At 38.5% G+C, this 16,681-nt stretch carries 18 protein-coding genes and 1 pseudogene; 18 read left to right on the top strand and 1 reads right to left on the bottom strand.

What is annotated here, in order from left to right; all coding sequences use genetic code 11:
* Positions 1–140: 140 nt before the first annotated feature.
* From ACZ42F_RS07160 to ACZ42F_RS07140, 5 genes are read left to right on the top strand one after another with little or no spacing between them, the layout of a single operon-like run.
* Entirely contained in the window at positions 141–1,625 is a 1,485-nt protein-coding gene (locus ACZ42F_RS07160) for a DNA polymerase (RefSeq protein WP_464278458.1), read from the top strand.
* Between the two features lie 21 nt (positions 1,626–1,646).
* On the top strand, positions 1,647–2,804 hold the full coding sequence (locus ACZ42F_RS07155) for a pyridoxal-phosphate-dependent aminotransferase family protein (protein ID WP_464278457.1): 1,158 nt from the start codon (positions 1,647–1,649) through the stop codon (positions 2,802–2,804).
* The gene (locus ACZ42F_RS07150; RefSeq protein WP_464278456.1) at positions 2,798–3,211 is read left to right on the top strand and encodes a DUF1844 domain-containing protein; all 414 of its coding nucleotides are present in this window, start codon (positions 2,798–2,800) and stop codon (positions 3,209–3,211) included. Before ACZ42F_RS07155 ends, ACZ42F_RS07150 begins: the two co-directional genes overlap by 7 nt.
* A 19-nt stretch (positions 3,212–3,230) precedes the next feature.
* On the top strand, positions 3,231–4,265 hold the full coding sequence (gene argC / locus ACZ42F_RS07145) for an N-acetyl-gamma-glutamyl-phosphate reductase (protein ID WP_464278455.1): 1,035 nt from the start codon (positions 3,231–3,233) through the stop codon (positions 4,263–4,265).
* Positions 4,266–4,280: 15 nt separating this feature from the next.
* A complete protein-coding gene (locus ACZ42F_RS07140) occupies positions 4,281–5,504 on the top strand; it encodes an EAL and HDOD domain-containing protein (protein WP_464278454.1) in 1,224 nt (407 codons plus the stop codon).
* A gap of 142 nt (positions 5,505–5,646) precedes the next feature.
* Here the strand turns inward: ACZ42F_RS07140 and ACZ42F_RS07135 are convergent.
* A pseudogene (locus ACZ42F_RS07135) lies at positions 5,647–8,852 on the bottom strand (DEAD/DEAH box helicase).
* Between the two features lie 130 nt (positions 8,853–8,982).
* Here ACZ42F_RS07135 and ACZ42F_RS07130 point away from each other — a divergent pair.
* The 13 genes from ACZ42F_RS07130 (at position 8,983) to ACZ42F_RS07070 (ending at position 16,679) form a co-directional block, all read left to right on the top strand.
* Positions 8,983–10,572 (top strand): peptide-binding protein, encoded by a 1,590-nt coding sequence (locus tag ACZ42F_RS07130; protein WP_464278453.1) that lies wholly within the window; start codon positions 8,983–8,985, stop codon positions 10,570–10,572.
* 1 nt (position 10,573) lies between these two features.
* On the top strand, positions 10,574–10,882 hold the full coding sequence (locus ACZ42F_RS07125) for a PP-loop family protein (RefSeq protein WP_464278452.1): 309 nt from the start codon (positions 10,574–10,576) through the stop codon (positions 10,880–10,882).
* Positions 10,852–11,598 carry a tRNA lysidine(34) synthetase TilS gene (gene tilS / locus ACZ42F_RS07120; RefSeq protein ID WP_464280220.1) on the top strand — a complete coding sequence of 249 codons (747 nt, stop codon included), beginning with the start codon at positions 10,852–10,854 and terminating at the stop codon, positions 11,596–11,598. Before ACZ42F_RS07125 ends, tilS begins: the two co-directional genes overlap by 31 nt.
* Positions 11,591–12,796 carry a sigma-54 interaction domain-containing protein gene (locus tag ACZ42F_RS07115; RefSeq protein WP_464278451.1) on the top strand — a complete coding sequence of 402 codons (1,206 nt, stop codon included), beginning with the start codon at positions 11,591–11,593 and terminating at the stop codon, positions 12,794–12,796. The genes tilS and ACZ42F_RS07115 overlap by 8 nt, the downstream gene beginning before the upstream one ends.
* A gap of 8 nt (positions 12,797–12,804) precedes the next feature.
* Positions 12,805–12,915 (top strand): helix-turn-helix domain-containing protein, encoded by a 111-nt coding sequence (locus ACZ42F_RS07110; RefSeq protein ID WP_464278450.1) that lies wholly within the window; start codon positions 12,805–12,807, stop codon positions 12,913–12,915.
* Between the two features lie 5 nt (positions 12,916–12,920).
* The gene (locus ACZ42F_RS07105) at positions 12,921–13,238 is read left to right on the top strand and encodes a NifB/NifX family molybdenum-iron cluster-binding protein (RefSeq protein WP_035259853.1); all 318 of its coding nucleotides are present in this window, start codon (positions 12,921–12,923) and stop codon (positions 13,236–13,238) included.
* The gene (locus ACZ42F_RS07100) at positions 13,231–13,467 is read left to right on the top strand and encodes a hypothetical protein (RefSeq protein WP_464278449.1); all 237 of its coding nucleotides are present in this window, start codon (positions 13,231–13,233) and stop codon (positions 13,465–13,467) included. Before ACZ42F_RS07105 ends, ACZ42F_RS07100 begins: the two co-directional genes overlap by 8 nt.
* Positions 13,468–13,591: 124 nt before the next feature.
* Entirely contained in the window at positions 13,592–13,744 is a 153-nt protein-coding gene (locus ACZ42F_RS07095; RefSeq protein WP_464278448.1) for a hypothetical protein, read from the top strand.
* A gap of 8 nt (positions 13,745–13,752) precedes the next feature.
* Positions 13,753–14,196: a hypothetical protein gene (locus ACZ42F_RS07090; RefSeq protein ID WP_464278447.1), complete on the top strand. Its 444-nt coding sequence runs from the start codon at positions 13,753–13,755 to the stop codon at positions 14,194–14,196.
* 105 nt (positions 14,197–14,301) lie between these two features.
* Complete coding sequence (locus tag ACZ42F_RS07085; RefSeq protein ID WP_029965857.1) at positions 14,302–14,583, top strand: 4Fe-4S binding protein; 282 nt, start codon at positions 14,302–14,304, stop codon at positions 14,581–14,583.
* On the top strand, positions 14,583–15,755 hold the full coding sequence (locus ACZ42F_RS07080; RefSeq protein WP_464278446.1) for a transketolase C-terminal domain-containing protein: 1,173 nt from the start codon (positions 14,583–14,585) through the stop codon (positions 15,753–15,755). Before ACZ42F_RS07085 ends, ACZ42F_RS07080 begins: the two co-directional genes overlap by 1 nt.
* Positions 15,748–16,050 carry a hypothetical protein gene (locus ACZ42F_RS07075; RefSeq protein ID WP_464278445.1) on the top strand — a complete coding sequence of 101 codons (303 nt, stop codon included), beginning with the start codon at positions 15,748–15,750 and terminating at the stop codon, positions 16,048–16,050. Before ACZ42F_RS07080 ends, ACZ42F_RS07075 begins: the two co-directional genes overlap by 8 nt.
* A gap of 56 nt (positions 16,051–16,106) precedes the next feature.
* A complete protein-coding gene (locus ACZ42F_RS07070) occupies positions 16,107–16,679 on the top strand; it encodes a thiamine pyrophosphate-dependent enzyme (protein WP_464278444.1) in 573 nt (190 codons plus the stop codon).
* Positions 16,680–16,681: the final 2 nt, after the last annotated feature.

Below are 16,681 nucleotides of genomic sequence, written 5' to 3'. Positions count from 1 at the left end.
AAGTATCAAGGCCTCAAGTTCAAGAAAAACAGCTTAAAAATTTAGAACAGATTTGTGCCATCTGGAAAGAAGGAGAAAAGTTTTTTATTGGCGATGGTAAATTAGAACTGGAAATAAATGAAAAACTTTCTGGAGAATTTTTGGACACCAGAAAGGAAATTTACCTTTCTTCTTTAAAGGACTTTTATTCTCAGTACTCTTTTCCCTGGATCCGGGAAAACTGTTTTGACCTCAGTCTGGCAGCCTATCTTTTGGACCCAGAGCAAAGGGATTATTCTTTATCTACTTTACTTCAGGGAATAGCTAGGGAAGTTGAGCATCTAGTAAGCCCTGGAGAACCTTTGTCCAGAAGTATTTTATCCCTGGGAAAACATCTCAGGGCTAAATTACAGGCGGCTAATCTGGAAGAACTTTTATTAAAACTGGAGCAACCTCTTAGTGTGGTGCTGGTGAATATGGAAAAAAGGGGTATTTTACTGGATTTAGAGAAATTTAAACTTTTTTTAAAAGAAGTAAAAAAGGAGTTAAAGGACTTAACTCAGGAAATTTATAAATTGGCAGGCAAAGAGTTTAATATTCGCTCCAGTCAGCAACTGGCGCAGGTCCTTTTTGAAGAATTAAAATTAAAGAGTCGCAAAAAAACTCCTACTGGGCAGTTTTCCACTGCAGAAAGTGCCTTAGAAAGTTTACGCCATCAGCACCCCATTGTGGAGCTTATTTTGCGTTATAGAAGCCTAGAAAAGTTGCGCTCTACCTATTTGGAGCCTTTACCCAAAAAAGTGGATTCTAAAAATAGATTGCACACCACCTTTAATCAACTGGCTACTGCCACAGGAAGGCTTTCCAGTAGTAATCCCAATTTGCAAAATATTCCCATTAAAGGTGAGTATGGGCCTAGAATGAGAGCCTGTTTTGTGGCTCCAGAAAATAAGTTTTTATTATCTGCTGATTATTCGCAAATAGAACTTAGAATTTTAGCTCACTTTTCCCAGGACCCCTACCTGGTTCAGGCCTTTAAAGAAGGACAGGACATTCACACAGCCACGGCCTGCTTGATTTTGGAGAAAAAACCTCAAGAAATAAGTGCTGATGATAGAAGAAAGGCCAAAACCATTAACTTTGGCTTACTTTATGGCATGGGGCCCTTAAAATTGAGTAGGGAGTTAAATATCTCTTTAAAAGAAGCCAAAAGTTTTATTGAACTTTATTTTAAAAAATTTGCAGGCGTAAAAAGATTTTACGAGCAGGTAGAAACCCAGGCCATGGAAAAGGGGTTTGTCACTACTATTTTGGGTAGGCGCCGTTTTTTGCCCCATATCTTTTCCAGGAACGAACAGATGGTAGCTCAGGCCAAAAGAATGGCTATAAATACAGTGGTTCAGGGTTCTGCTGCAGATGTGATTAAAAAGGCCATGCTTTTGGTTGAAGAAGATGAGGTGTTAAAAGAAATTGAAGCCAGGCAGATTTTGCAGGTTCATGACGAACTGGTGTTGGAAGTGCCCAGACCCAAGATTGAACTGGCTGTGCAGAGAATAAAGGAAATCATGGAAGGCGTGTATGCGTTTGCTGTGCCTTTGGTGGTAGATGTGGGCTTTGGCCATAATTGGGGAGAAGCTCATAGTTAAATAGAAAAGGGGAGAAAATAGATGCACAAAGCAAGAATGTTGACTCCAGGACCTACACCATTACCTGAAGAAGTCAGGCTTACAGCTGCCAGAGAACTTATTCATCATCGTAAAGAGGAATTCAAGCATATTTTTGCCCGCGTCAGAGCAGGCTTAAAGTATCTCTTTGGCACTAAAGAGGAAGTGCTTATTCTCACTTCCTCAGGTACAGGAGCCATGGTAGCTGCAGTAGAAAATATCTTTTCTCCTGGAGAAAAGGTGCTGGTGGTTGAAGGCGGCAAGTTTGGCCAAAGGTTCAGGGAAATTGCCTTAAATTGGGGCTTAGAAGTGGTTTCCCTGCCTGTAAAATGGGGTAGGGCTGTAGAGATAAGTCAGATTGAGGAAAAGTTTAAAGAACATCCAGAGATTAAAGGCATTTTAGTTCAGGCTTCAGAAACTTCTACAGGCGTTATGCATCCAGTACAAGAGATTGCCTCTTTTTGCCAGAAAAAAGGCATTTTGTGCGTGGTGGATGGCATTTCTGCCGTGGGTATTTCCCCCTGTCCCATGGATGAGTGGGGAATAGATTGCTTGCTAACTGGTTCGCAAAAGGGGTTAATGTTGCCACCTGGCCTTGCTTTTGTAGCCTTAAGTGGCAGAGCCTGGGAAAAGGTAAAAAGTAATTGTAAAAGGCCTTTTTACTTTGATTTAATAAAGGAAAAAAAGAAGGTGGTACAAAACCAGACTGCTTATACTCCAGCTATAAGCCTTATTCTAAGTCTGGAAGCGAGCCTAAAATATTTTACAGAAAAGGGATTAAAGGAAATTTATTTAAAACAAAGAGCCCTTACGGAAATGGTCAGGGCTGGGGTAGAGCTTATAGGACTTGAACTTCTGGTTAAGGAACATTACACTTGGGGACTTACCTCTGTGCTTTTGCCTAAATCCGTATCTGCAAGCAAGGTTCTAAAATATATGAAGGATAATTTTGGTTATACCTTAGCTGGTGGACAGGACCAGTTAAAAGATAGAATAATTCGTATAGGACATATGGGTTATGTGGATTATGTAGATTTGCTTGGCGTTTTATTTGCGCTTAAGGAAAGTTATGTTGCTTGTGGTGGCTTTAGTGGAGCTAGAAATTATCTGGAAGAGTCTTTAAAGGTCTACTTTAAGACTTTATCTGCAGGAGGGTGTTAAGATGTCCGAAAAAAGAAGAAAAGATTATTGTTAACGATCGTCGTGTAAAACTGGACGAGGAAGAATTAAAAGAAGAAAAGTCTTCTGAAAGTGAAGCCCGCAAGCTTGCTCAGAAAAAGATAGCGCATGATTATGCCAAAGTAAGTGCCAAAGAAGAGGTAAATCTGCCCAAGCTGGATTTTGCCACCTTTGTAATTTCCCTTAGCTCTTCAGCCCTGGTGCATTTAGGGGAGATAGCTAATCCAGAAACCAACACCACTGAAGTAAACTTAGCCCTGGCCAAACAGACTATAGATTTATTGGGACTTTTAGAAGAAAAGACCAGAGGCAATTTAAGTGCGCAAGAGGAAAAACTTTTAAAAGATGTTTTATTTGACCTTAGAATGAAGTATATTCAAAAGGCATAAACTGGTTGAGGTTTATACTATGCAAAAAACCAAGGTGGGTATCATTGGCGTAAGCGGTTATACAGGAATAGAGCTATTGCGCTTACTGGAAAATCATGCGGGTTTTGAACTGGTGGAAGTTACTTCCAGAAAACTTGCAGGAAAAGCCGTGCAAGAGGTTTTTCCTTTTGTGAGTAAGTATGCAGAATTGATGATTACAGATTTAGAGCAGAGCAATTTAGAGGCAGAGCTTTATTTCCTGGCTCTACCTCACGGTACAGCCATGCAGGTGGCCAAAAAATTGTTGGAGCAAGGCAAAAAAGTAGTGGACCTTAGTGCAGACTTTAGATTGCAGGATGTAAAGGTTTATGAACAGTGGTACCAGGTAAAACACTTAGCTCAGGAATATCTGGATAAAGCTGTTTATGGCTTGCCAGAAATTTATGCTGAGGAGATAAAAAAGGCTTCCTTAATAGCCAATCCTGGTTGTTATCCCACTTCAGTTATCTTGGGCTTGTATCCAGCCTTAAAATATGATTTAATTGAGCCTGAAAACCCTATTATAGACTCCAAGTCAGGCACCACTGGAGCAGGGCGCTCGCCCAAAGAAGCTACTTTGTTTTGTGAGGTTTATGACAATTTTTATGCTTACAATCTGGCCAGGCATCGCCATACTCCAGAAATTGAGCAAGAATTAAGCAAGGCTTGCGCAAAAGAGGTTAAAGTTTGTTTTTCTACTCATCTTTTGCCCTTAAATAGAGGTATTTTAAGCACCATTTATGCGGACTTAAAGGTAGACTTACAAAGGGTTTTTGAGGTTTATAAAGATTTTTACGGGTCTAAAAAGTGGGTCAAAGTGCTTCCTTTAGGAACATTGCCCCAGGTTAGGTGGGTAAGGGGCACTTTTAGTTGTTTTATTGGTTTAGTGGAAGATAAAAGAACGGGAAAGCTAATTGTGGTTTCAGCCATAGATAACTTATGTAGAGGAGCCTCAGGTCAGGCTCTGGCCAATGCCAATTTGTTGTGTGGTTATCCTCTGGAAATGGGATTAATAAGTACAGCTTTGGTCCCTTAAACTGAGGCAAGATAGATGAGTTTAGAAGAAATATTTATTGCCAGGCAACCTATTTTTAACCGCAAGGAAAAGCTTTGGGGTTATGAACTGTTATTTCGTTCAGGTAAAAAATTAAATCAGGCTGGTGCAATAGATGATGAAGTTGCTACAGGCCAGGTGCTTGTAGATGGTTTTAAGCTGGCCTTTAAAGAGGGCATGAATTTAAAATATTTAATTAATTTTTCAGAAAAATCTCTTTTAGAAGAGCACTATAATTTGCTTCCTTCTCAGCATGTGGTTTTAGAGATTTTGGAACGAGTAAATCCCACTCCCAAGCTGGTAGATTGTTGTAAAAAGATAAAAAAGCAGGGCTATGTGCTGGCTGTGGATGATTATGTGGGGCAGGAAGAATTTAAGAATTTAATTGCTATTGCAGATATAGTAAAGGTAGATATTTTAGAGCTTTATGAGTGGGAACTGGAAGAAATAGTTACCAACCTTAAAAAGTATAAAGTAAAACTTTTGGCAGAAAAGGTTGAAACCAGAGAAAAGTTTCTAACCTGTTTGGAGTTGGGATTTGACTATTTTCAGGGCTTTTTCTTTAGCAAGCCAGAAATCCTGGAAGGCAAAAAATTAAGCTCTAGTGAAGTCAGCAAGTTAAAAATTTTAAAGGAAATTAGTAAGCCTGAAATAAGTTTTAAGGGGCTTAGTGAAATTATCAAACAGGATATTAATTTAACTTACCGCTTAATTAAATATATTAATTCACCTTATTTTGGTTTTAAAGAAAAGATATCTTCTCTGCAAAGGGCTTTGACCTGTTTGGGAGAGAAGAAAATAAAACAATGGCTAAGAGTTGTTTTGCTGGCTGACTTAAGTACAGAAGATAGGGGAAAGGAAGTAGTTTTTTTATCTGCCTTTAGGGGCAGGTTTTTGCAGCTTTTGGCTGAAAAGGTTTTTGGAGAAGAGTCAGGGGAGAAGTTTTTTCTTTTAGGACTCCTTTCTTATCTGGATGTATTGTTGCAAAAAAGTCTATCTGAAATAGTGGAAGAATTGTTCCTGGATGAAGACATTAAAAAAGGTTTGTTGGACCCAGAACATCCCTATCATCAATGGCTGGTTTTAGCCTCTTACCTGGAAAAGGGAGAGTGGAGAAAAGTAGGTAAACAACTTGCTTTTCTGAAAATAGATCCAACCTATGCCAGTGAATGTTTAAATGCAGCTTATCTTTGGGTAAATAACTTACTAAAATCTGAGTAGTAGTTTTTAAGAAAGTAAGTAAATCCACAAGCAGTTAGTCCCTGCTACTTCTGGTTATATTTTCTTTTGGAAGTTAGATTATTAGAAGGTAAAACAAGAGTCTTTGAAATAAGGTTTCAGGGGAGATTTCCCCTGAAACCTTTTAAACTTCAAAGAGCATTTCCAGATCTTCTCTAGTTAAGCTTTGAATGGCGCTTTGACCAGGAATAATGGCTTCAGCTACTCCTTTCTTTTGCTGTTGCAGGGTTAAGATTTTTTCTTCTACAGTGTTTTGACAGATCATTTTATAGGCAAAAACCTGTTTGGTCTGGCCAATACGGTGGGTACGGTCAGTGGCCTGATTTTCCACAGCCGGGTTCCACCAGGGGTCATAGTGGATGACATAATCAGCAGCAGTCAAGTTTAGCCCTGTACCTCCAGCTTTAAGAGATATTAAAAAGATGGGGATATTGGGATCATTGTTAAATCTGTCCACCTGTTCAAATCTATCTTTGCTGGAGCCATCCAGATAAGCAAAGGGGATTTTGTTCATGGAAAGCCAGGAGCGAATAATGTGCAGCATCTGCACAAATTGAGAAAAGACCAGTACTTTGTGGCCATCTTCAATGATGGTGGTGACCAGTTCTTTAAAGGCCTCAAATTTGCCAGAAGGCAGGTTGGTTTGCACTCCAGGCATATCCAGCTTTAACAGTCGAGGGTGGCAGCAGATTTGTCTTAGTTTTAGCAGGGCATCCAAAATGGACATTTGAGAGCCAGCAATACCTTTTTCTTCCACTCTTTGTAGGACCTGTTCTTTGAGTTTTTTGGCCAAAGAAGCGTAGAGTTCCATTTGTTCGTCCAGCAGGGCAGTGTAGTAAACATTTTCCACCTTGGGTGGCAGGTCTTTGGCCACCTGGTCTTTGGTTCTGCGCAAGATAAAGGGTTTTACTCTGTTTTTTAAATAGTTAAGGGCCTCTTCATCCCCGTCTTTAATGGGTTTGATAAATCCCTTGTGAAAGGCGTGTTGGGAGCCCAGAAAGCCTGGCATGAGAAACTCAAAGAGAGACCAGAGTTCCAGCAAGTTGTTTTCAATGGGAGTTCCAGAAAGACACAATCTAAAACGGGAGTTTAACTTGCGTACGGCTTTGGCAGTAATGGTATTGGGGTTTTTAATGTTTTGGGCTTCATCTAAGATAACGCTTGCGTATTCATAGGGCAATAAAAATTCCAAATCTCTTCTAAGTAAGGCATAGGTAGTTAGGACCAGCTCTGCTTCTTTGATTTGAGGGAAAATATGTTCTCTTTTGGCCCCGTAAATTACCAATCTTTTCATGGTGGGGACAAATTTTTCTGCTTCTCTTTCCCAGTTGGGCAAAACAGAGGTGGGTACCACAATAAGATGCGGACCAGTTATACCCTTTTCCTTTAGGTGCTGAAGAAAGGAAAGGGTCTGAATGGTTTTTCCCAGTCCCATTTCATCGGCTAAAATGCCACCAAATTTGTATTCATAGAGGAAGTTGAGATAGCTTAAACCCTGTAGCTGGTAAGGTCTTAAGGTGGCATTGAGCTCTTTAGGTTGCTCTACTGCGGTAATCTCCTTAAAAGTATGAATTTTCTCTCTTAATTCATCCCAGAAAGAATCTGCCTGGAGTTCATCCACATCTTCTACCAGTTTATCAATGATTGAGGCTTCGTGATGAGCATATTTTTTCTTGGGACCCTTTTCTGGATCCAGACCCATGGTTTGCAGTTTGTGTCCCAGTTTTTCCAGCCAGGATTCTGGTAAGCTGGTGTAAGAGCCATCTTTTAACTGAACATAACGCTTGCCTTGAGACCAGGCCTTCCAGATTTTTTCTATGGGCACGGAAATATCATCATATTCCACCACAATATCCACATTGAACCAGGTGTTTTCCTCTTTGCTTTCCACCTGGGCAACCACCCTGGGTGGAGAGAGCCTTACTTTGTACCTGGATAGGTTCTTTTCTCCATAAACTCTATATTCTTTTACCAGTTTGGGATATTCATCCAGGAGGAAATTGATGGCTTCTTCAGGCTCTAAGAACCAAAGGGCATTGTTTCTGGCCTGAAAGCCGAGATTCATAAGCCTGTTTATTAGTTCTCCTTCTTTTCCTGGTCTCTTCGAATAAGAAAGGATTTTCCTTCAAATTGATAGCTTCCTGTTTGTAAGTCCGGGTCTGGACCAGGCAAGGTAAATTCACCATGTTCAGTTTCATAAACATTTTGAATTTGAAGGGTTAGCAGGCTACCTTCTTCTTCCAAAAAGAGTTTGGGATTGTATTTGGCTTCCACAAAAATGGGAGCCATTCTTTCCAGAAACTTTTCTTGTTCAAAGAGGTCTGAGGCTGGAATCTGGGTCCAGACTCAATCCAGAAATTCAGAAATTTCCTTATGAGGTACAATAGGGGGCTTTACTACCAGTTCACGAATGAGAAAGGGAGGGATACCAGTATGTACTGGATAAAAAGTATACTTCCAAAATACCCATAAGGGCATGTCTCCAAAGAAAAAGGTCTCTTCTCCTTTGATGGGAAAGGGGATTTTACCTTCTCTGCCCAGCATGACTTCAAAGGTTAGTCCATCTTCAGTAAGGGTTGGTTTTAACTGTAAGCGCATGGGAGTGGAGACAATGCGTACAGGCTTTTCTGTTTCCTCAAAAAATAAGTAATACTCATTTTTAATAGCAGTAAAAAACCAGCTCATAAGTCCATAGGGTATTTCTACCTTATGGCCATAATAGTCTAAGTATTGGCCAATTTGTTCTGCCACTTGCGGAAGGTCTGGCGATACTTCACACCATTCTGGATTGCGCAGGATTTGTTCTAAGGTGATGGGATTTAAAACAGAGGAAAGTCCGGATTTATTTTGTCTGGCTCTAAAAAATTCTACCTGCAGACGACCTACTTCTGGGAAAAAACGGTAAACTATGTAGTGTTGGCCTGGTTCTGGTTCTAGTTGAGTAGCAAAATAGCTTTTAAAAGTAGTTTTCCAGTCTGTACTGACCAAAATAGCTTCTTCTTCACTGTTTTCCTGCTCCAGGGAATGAAGGTATTTGATAAGAGTAGCACCTACATGCTTACATATGCCAGCAAAGGATTCTGGACAGTTACAATAATAAGTTACAGATTCCAGTTCTAGGTTTAGAGAAATCTCGGTTTGATATATTTGGAAATCCTCGGCCTGAACCTGACCGCTTAACTCTAAGTAATCAGAGTGTTGTTTGAGGTTTAGCTTAAGGTCTTCTTTAGAGGCCAGTTCCTGGGCGTTTTCGTAAATATATTCTGGAATGTTATCTTTCACAAATGCAGCTAAAATGTCTTTGACTTTTTTCTCTTCATTCATCACCATTAATTCATTAACTCCTTACATTAACAAAAGTGGTAAAAAAGAACATTTCTATTTAAGCAAATTGAGGACTTTTGGCAAGATTTGAAAAAGTTTTTTCACTAAACTGAAAAAATAGGTTTAACTGGCTAAAATGAAAAAGGTTTTTATTTTGTTATACCTTGTTTTTTGGGGGCTTAATCCTTGGCTTAGAGCTCAGGATTTAGGTGGAAGGATTATTTTAAGCACCTTAAGTGACCCTACCAATCTTATTCCGCCTTTGGCTACAGATGCCTTTTCCCACGAATTAGCTGACTTGTTATATGTTTCCCTTTTAAAGTATGATAAAAATTTGCAACTGGTGCCCTGGGCTGCCTCTGGTTATGAAGTTTTAGATGGGGGTAAAAGGCTTAGGTTTAAGCTTAAAAAAAATATTTTTTGGTTTGACGGAAAACCCTTAACTGCCGAAGATGTCTATTTTACTTATAAATTAATGATAGATCCTAAAACTCCCACTGCTTATGGCGAAGATTTTAAACTGGTTAAAGAATGTCGGGTCCTTTCTCCTTATGAACTGGAAGTAACTTATCCCAAAGTCTATGCAGGCTCTCTTGCCTCCTGGAGCATGTCTATCTTGCCCAGGCATATTTTGGAAAAAGAAGACCTCTTGCAAACCAAATATAGTCGCAACCCTTTGGGAGCAGGGCCTTATAAATTAGTAAAATGGGAAAGTGGCAGGAACTTAATTTTAAAAGCCAATGCTAATTATTTTGAGGGCAGGCCTTATATTGATGAGGTTGTGTATAGGGTTATTCCTGATATGAATACCATGTTTTTGGAGTTAAAGGCTGGTAATTTAGACAATATGAACTTGTCTCCTTTGCAATATATTTTTCAGACTAAGGGAAGATTTTGGCAGAAAAATTTTAATAAATATAAGTATCTTGCTTCTTCCTATACCTACCTGGGTTATAACTTAAGACATCCTTTATTTAAGAATATAAAATTAAGGCAGGCGATAGCCCTGGCTTTAGATAAAGAGGAGATTGTTAAAGGAGTTTTATTTGGCCTGGGAGAGCCCACAATAGGCCCTTATAAACCAGGCACCTGGGTGTATAATACCAGGATAAAAGATTATCCCTATAATCCTGTAAAGGCTAAAAAGATTTTAGAAGACCTGGGATATAAGGACCTGGATGGAGATGGTTTTTTAGAAAGGGATGGTAAAAAACTGGAGTTTACCATTCTGACCAATCAGGGAAATGACTTGCGTCTAAAAACTGCCATAATTATTCAATATCGTCTGGCTCAAGTGGGAATTAAAGTGCATATCCGGACCCTGGAGTGGGCTACTTTTATCAACGAATTTATTGATAAGGGTAATTTTGAAGCTGTAATTTTAGCCTGGACCATTCCTCTGGATCCAGACCTTTTTGATGTCTGGCATTCTTCAAAGGCTGTAGCAGGTGGGTTAAATTTTATGGGATATAAAAGTAAAGAAGTGGATAAACTCTTAGAACTTGGTCGAGAGACTCTGGACTTGAGTCAAAGAAAAAAAATTTATGATAGGGTCCAGGAGATTTTGCATAAAGAACAGCCCTATTGTTTTTTGTATGTGCCTTATGCCCTACCCATTGTGCACAAGCGCATTAAAGGGATAGAGCCTGCTCCAGCAGGTATTGGTTATAATTTTATCCGCTGGTGGATTCCTAAACAATATCAAAAGGTTAACTTTAGTTTTTAAAATGGCTTTGCGTTTACAAGACCTGCCCGCCCCAGCTGCTCATCTGGTTTTAAAAGTAGAGCGTTTTTTGCGTCAGGAACTTAAAGTTTCCACTCAAAATAAATCTCTCCTCTTGTCCTTGTCTGGCGGTCCTGATTCTACAGCTTTAGCCCTCATTTTAACCCTTCTAAAAAAAAGACTAAAACTTAAGGAAATTGCTGGTTTTTATTTGGACCATGGTTTACGCAAAGAAAGTAAAGAGGAAAAAAGGTTTTTAGAAGATTTAAGCCAGAGACAAGGATTTTCCCTTTATTTTTTTCCACCAGGGTAGATCTTATTGCCCAAAAAACAGGAAAAGGCCTGGAAGAAATAGGTAGAAATCTTCGCTATAAACTTTTAACCTATTTAACTAAAAAATATGGTTTTGAACTGGTTGCTCTAGGACACCATTTAAATGATCTGGCTGAAGATGTGCTTATGCGTTTTATTCGAGGTACTGGTTGGCCTGCGTTGGGAGGTATGGAAGCAAAAATTGAGCAGGATTTTTTTACCTTATTGCGTCCTTTAATTTTTCTTACTAAAGAGGAAATACTTAAGTTTTTAGAACTGGTAGGACAGGGATATTGTGTGGATAAAAGCAATGAGGATTTAAGTTTTTTAAGAAATAGGGTTCGGCATAATATCTTGCCTCTATTTTTAAAGGAAAATCCCTTGTTTTTAAAAAATGTCTTTAAAATCTGGAAAATCAGTCAACTGGAAAGAAGGGATTTGAAACAAATTTTAAATAAAATAGAAATAAAAAAAGATGATTGTTGTATAGAAGTAAAAAGAAAGGATCTGGAAGGGTTAGCAAGTCTGGATAGATTGAATTTATTGGCCTTTTACCTGGATAAGATAGGGAAGGGACAGGTTCTTTTTGATAATCTGTACAGGTTAGAACTTTTTTTAGAACAAGATAGTAGTTCTGCTAAAACCTTTGAATTTCCTGGCAAAAAAAAGGTAAAAGTATTAAAAGACAAAATAGTGATTATAAAAGAAAATGAATAATAAAATAAATTTTGACTTAGATCTTTTGCATCTTTTAGATCAGATACCTCACGGTATAATCATTTTTGATTTAGAGAAAAGAGTTATTTTTTTAAATACTTATCTGGAAGTGTTTCTAGGTACAGAACGAGATAAACTTTTGGGCAAAAAATGTTACCAAGTTTTGAGAAGTAATTGTTGCCTGGATAGATGTTTAATGAAAACAATAGATAAGAATGAATATCAAGAAGCAAATTTAATTAACTACTATCGGGAATTAAAAAAGATAAGGCAAAAAATAGCTCCTCTGGTAGATAAAGACGGTAACATTGTCGCTTATTTAGAAAGCATAGAAGAACTTAAAGAAGAAGAGAAACTTAGCCAGGGAGAATTTAGCAATATTTTAGGAAATTGTCCCAAGATGAAGGAACTTTTTGCCCTTGTTCCCATAGTAGCCAAGACTGATTCTGCAATTTTGATTACTGGAGAGACAGGAACAGGTAAGGACCTACTAGCAGAAGCGATTCATCAACACTCTTTTCGCAAGGATGGTCCTTTTATAAAGGTGAATTGCGGAGCTTTACCTGAAAATCTTTTGGAATCTGAACTTTTTGGTTATAAAAAGGGAGCCTTTACAGGTGCAACCACAGATAAACCTGGCTGGTTTAAACTTGCTCATAAGGGCACAATTTTTTTAACTGAGATAGGCGACTTGCCCTTATCTTTACAGGTAAAGCTTTTATCTTTTTTAGATGATCAAGTGATATATCCTTTGGGCAGCACCAGGGGGATAGAGGTGGATGTAAGAGTTATTGCTGCCACGCATAGAGATTTGAGACAGATGATTAAAGAAAAAAAATTTAGAGAAGATCTTTTTTTTAGACTTAATGTGGTCAGGCTGGATTTGCCTCCTCTTAGAGAGAGAGGAGAAGACATAAAAGAACTACTTTATTATTTTCTGAATTTTTATAACAAAAAACTACAAAAAAAGATAAAAGAATTTTCTTTGGATGCGTTAAGATTTTTGCTTTCTTATCGATATCCTGGAAATGTAAGAGAGCTTAGAAATATTGTAGAGTATAGCGTGGCTGTGTGTATGCAAGAAAAAATTGGTTTGGAAGATTTGCCTGCCTATCTCAAAGAACATACTGCAGTTACCCCTCAGATAGAAAAAAAGAAGTATTTTCCCCGGAAAAAGAAGACAATTTTCAAGACTTAGAGAAAAATATGATTCTAGAAGCCTTGAAACAATGTAGAGGCAAAAAAAGTGAAGCTGCCAAATATCTGGGTTGGTCTAGAAGTAAACTCTGGCGTAAAATGAAATTTTATAGGATTTAATTAAAATGACCAAAGTCCTAATTCCCATTTTAGGAAAAGAGGTTGCTCCTCGCTTTGATTTAGCTTTGGAAGTGTTTATTGTAGAGTTTGATTCCAAGTGGAAAGTTGTTTCCAGTAAGAATGTTATTTTGCCTGAATCTTCTGGAGAAGAAATGTGCTCTTTAATTCTAAAGGAAAATGTGGATATTGTTCTTACTAACGGTATTGAAGATGAGTATTATAATTATTTAAAGTGGAAGAAAGTAAAAGTTATAGATAATGTTATGGATAATATAGAAAATGCCTTGGCCTTTTTGATAAGAGAGGAGAGAAGGTATGAGTAGAAAAACAATTTTTATTTTACTTTTGGTTTTAGTTTCTGGATTTATTTTTCTTTTTACTTTCAAATTTAAAAAAGAGCCTGTAAAACAGGTAGAAGGTGTAAAATCCAAGGTTTCTTCTAAAATAGATAAAAATACTACTTATGGTTATGAATTTTCTTCTCTAAAGCCTGAAGTTAGTGAGAATAATACAGAGGAAGTTGTGGAAGAGGAGAAAAAGAGGAACAGGTAACTGATTTACCCCCAACATTTCCTCAAGTATCTTTTTTCAGGTTGAACTGGTAGATAGAGTAATTGATTTTTTCCTGAAAAATTATGATTCTCAAAGGGATAACTTTACTTTTAGTTTAAAAAAGATGAATCTTTATTTTGGAGTAGATCTGGAAGGATTTACAGCAGAAGGAGAAGATGTTCAGCAAAAAAGACTTTTTATTTTTAAACAGTTATTTTCTGCTTCTTTTCTCAAGAGATTTTCCCTTTACTTAAATCCTTTGTACTTTACCGATTGAATGATAAATTGGATAGTTATGTTAAAGAAAATAACTGGCCAGAAGCCAAAAGAAAATTGTTCTTAACTCGTTTACAGGAAAAAATTTTAGCTATTGCTAGAGAGTTAAACTTAATGGGTTCTAAGACAGAATTGGTAACAGGAATAAAGGATTATCTGGAAATTCAAAAAAGTCTTTACCAAATCTATGCTAAATACTGGCAACTGGAAGAAAAAGATAAAGAAGAAAAAGCTAGATTGGGTGACTTAATTAAAAAGACTATTTTTGCCAGAGAACACTTACAAAAAAAGATTTTAGCCCAGCTTAAAGATGTTGGACTTAGTGCAGAAGATAAGTTATACCTTGGTTTATGGACTTATCGGCGTATGGAAAAAGATGGTTTTACTTCGGTAGAGATATTAAGGCTGGCTTCTATGTTAGAAGATTTGGCCAAGAGCTTGCTTAAAGCTTAAAAAGGTTTTTGGAAGGTTAAAAAAGACCGTTAATCGAAGAAAAGTTTGTTTTGTTTACTTTCTTGGTTAACAAAGAGAAAATTGTAAAAATGGAGGAAGATTGTCATGACCTATCCTGGTTGGAAGGATCTAGAACTAGGAGCAGCCATTACTACTCCAGGTAATGCTGCTGAACTTAAGACAGGTGATTGGCGGACTGAAAAGCCCGTATTAGATGAGGAAAAGTGTATAAAATGTGGTTTGTGTGCGGTTTATTGCCCTGAGTTTTGTGTGGAAGAGGGAGAAGATGGTTTTTTTAGAGCCAATCTTTATTACTGTAAAGGGTGTGGTATTTGCGTGCAAGAATGTCCTAAAGGGGCTTTAAGTTTGGTATTGGAGGAAAAATAATGGCTAAAAGAATAGGTACAGAAGTTTCTTTGGCTATAGCTGAGGCAGTAAAGTTGGCCAAGGTAGATGTTATTTCTGCCTATCCCATAACGCCTCAGACTCATATTGTGGAAGAATTATCCCAGATAGTAGCCAATGGGGAGCTAGAAGCAGCATTTATCCCTGTAGAGTCAGAACATACAGCCATGAGTGCAGCTGTAGGCTCTTCTGCTACAGGGGCCAGGGTATATACAGCCACTTCTTCTCAGGGGCTTGCCCTGATGCATGAGATTTTATTCATTGCTGCCAGCATGCGTCTTCCCATTGTTATGACCATTGCCAACAGGGCCTTATCTGGCCCCATTTCCATCTGGAATGACCATAGTGATATTATGGCTGAACGAGATGTGGGCTGGATTCAACTTTTTGCAGAAAATGGCCAGGAAGCCTTTGATTTGACTATTATGGCCTTTAAAATTGGAGAGGATAGAAGAGTACTTTTGCCTGTGGGCGTAAATATAGATGGTTTTATTTTAAGTCACATGATTGAACCTGTGATTATAGAAGACCAGGAAAAGATAGACGCCTTTTTGCCTGAATATATTCCTCAGTTAAAACTGGATGTGGAAAAGCCGGTTACCATGGGTCCTGTAGGAGTGCCTGAAATATATGCTGAGGCTAAAAAACAGCAGGAACAGGTCCTTTTTGATTCTAAAAAGGTAATAAAAGAGGTGTTTACAGCCTGGGAAAAGAGTTTTGGCCGCAGTTATAAGGTGGTGGAGCAAAATGGAGCTGAGGATGCTGAGGTGGTATTTGTGACCATGGGATCTTTAGGAGAGACTGTAAGCACAGCTATTGAAGAGTTAAATGCTCAAGGAGAAAAGGTAAGGCAGGTGAGAATTAGACTCTGGCGTCCTTTTCCTGAAGAGGAACTCTTAGAAGCCTTGCAAGGTGCTAAAAAGGTTATTGTTATTGATAGGGCCTTGTCCTTTGGTAGTCCCAACGGCCCAGTGGCTACTGAAATTAAGGCCTCTCTTTATGGCAGAGACTTTGAGCCAGAGGTATATAATTTTATTTGTGGTCTTGGGGGCAGAGATGTAACTCGCAAAGATTTTCAGGAAATGTATAAATTAGCCACTAAAGGTCAATATAAAGATGAATATTTAATTTGGGGAGTTAGAGAAAATGACTAGACAGATAGAATATGAAAAAATTACAGCTAAAAATTTACCCAGGGAATCTTTGATAGCTTCAGGACATAGAGCCTGTCAGGGCTGTGGCGAAATTTTGGCCATGGGCATGGTGATGAAGGCAGCAGGCCCTGAAACTATTGTGGCCAATGCCACTGGTTGTATGGAAATCGTTACTTCCCCATTTCCTCAAACTGCCTGGAAAACTCCCTGGATACATGTTGCCTTTGAAAATGCAGCTGCAGTTGCCTCTGGCATAGAAGCAGCTTTAAAGGTTTTGGAAAAAAGGGTAAACTGAAAAAAAGACCCAAGGTCATTGCCTTTGCTGGGGATGGTGGAACTGCAGATATTGGCTTGCAAGCACTATCTGGTGCTCTGGAAAGGGGACATGATTTTCTCTATGTTTGTTTGGATAATGAGGCCTATATGAATACAGGCATTCAGCGTTCTAGCTCCACTCCTTTTGGAGCAGCAACTACCACCTCTCCTGCTGGTAAAAAGAGCAAGGGCCAGCACACCTGGAAGAAAAATGTGGCCATGATTGCTGCTGCTCATGATATCCCTTATGTGGCTACTGCTAGCCCGGGTTTTCATCTGGATTTGATGAACAAAGTGAGAAAGGCCCTGGCTGTAGAAGGACCTGCCTATATTCAGATTTATTCACCCTGCCCTACCGGGTGGAGGAGTAAACCCAGTGATAGTATTACCTTGGCCAAGTTGGCCGTGCAAACGGGAGTATTCCCCTTATTTGAAGTCGAATATGGCAAGTTTACTTTGAATCAAAAGGCCAAAAAACTAAAACCTGTAGAGGAATATTTAAAGCTCCAGAGAAGGTTCAGGCACTTAACTCCAGAGGATGTGGAAATTATCCAGAAGAAAGTTGAAGAAAACTTTACAAGGTTAAAAAAGCTTTGTGAGCTAGAATAAAA

It is taken from the genome of Desulfonauticus autotrophicus (genome assembly GCF_055381725.1).
Note: the sequence above shows the minus strand (reverse complement) of the source record. Positions and strands in the feature narration are given on the sequence as shown.

Coding starts and splice junctions, on each gene's coding strand:
- ACZ42F_RS07155 (WP_464278457.1), top strand. CDS start 1,647: ATGCACAAAGCAAGAATGTTGACTCCAGGACCTACACCATTACCTGAA.
- argC (WP_464278455.1), top strand. CDS start 3,231: ATGCAAAAAACCAAGGTGGGTATCATTGGCGTAAGCGGTTATACAGGA.
- ACZ42F_RS07140 (WP_464278454.1), top strand. CDS start 4,281: ATGAGTTTAGAAGAAATATTTATTGCCAGGCAACCTATTTTTAACCGC.
- ACZ42F_RS07130 (WP_464278453.1), top strand. CDS start 8,983: ATGAAAAAGGTTTTTATTTTGTTATACCTTGTTTTTTGGGGGCTTAAT.
- ACZ42F_RS07125 (WP_464278452.1), top strand. CDS start 10,574: ATGGCTTTGCGTTTACAAGACCTGCCCGCCCCAGCTGCTCATCTGGTT.
- ACZ42F_RS07115 (WP_464278451.1), top strand. CDS start 11,591: ATGAATAATAAAATAAATTTTGACTTAGATCTTTTGCATCTTTTAGAT.
- ACZ42F_RS07110 (WP_464278450.1), top strand. CDS start 12,805: ATGATTCTAGAAGCCTTGAAACAATGTAGAGGCAAAAAAAGTGAAGCT.
- ACZ42F_RS07105 (WP_035259853.1), top strand. CDS start 12,921: ATGACCAAAGTCCTAATTCCCATTTTAGGAAAAGAGGTTGCTCCTCGC.
- ACZ42F_RS07100 (WP_464278449.1), top strand. CDS start 13,231: ATGAGTAGAAAAACAATTTTTATTTTACTTTTGGTTTTAGTTTCTGGA.
- ACZ42F_RS07095 (WP_464278448.1), top strand. CDS start 13,592: ATGAATCTTTATTTTGGAGTAGATCTGGAAGGATTTACAGCAGAAGGA.
- ACZ42F_RS07085 (WP_029965857.1), top strand. CDS start 14,302: ATGACCTATCCTGGTTGGAAGGATCTAGAACTAGGAGCAGCCATTACT.
- ACZ42F_RS07080 (WP_464278446.1), top strand. CDS start 14,583: ATGGCTAAAAGAATAGGTACAGAAGTTTCTTTGGCTATAGCTGAGGCA.
- ACZ42F_RS07075 (WP_464278445.1), top strand. CDS start 15,748: ATGACTAGACAGATAGAATATGAAAAAATTACAGCTAAAAATTTACCC.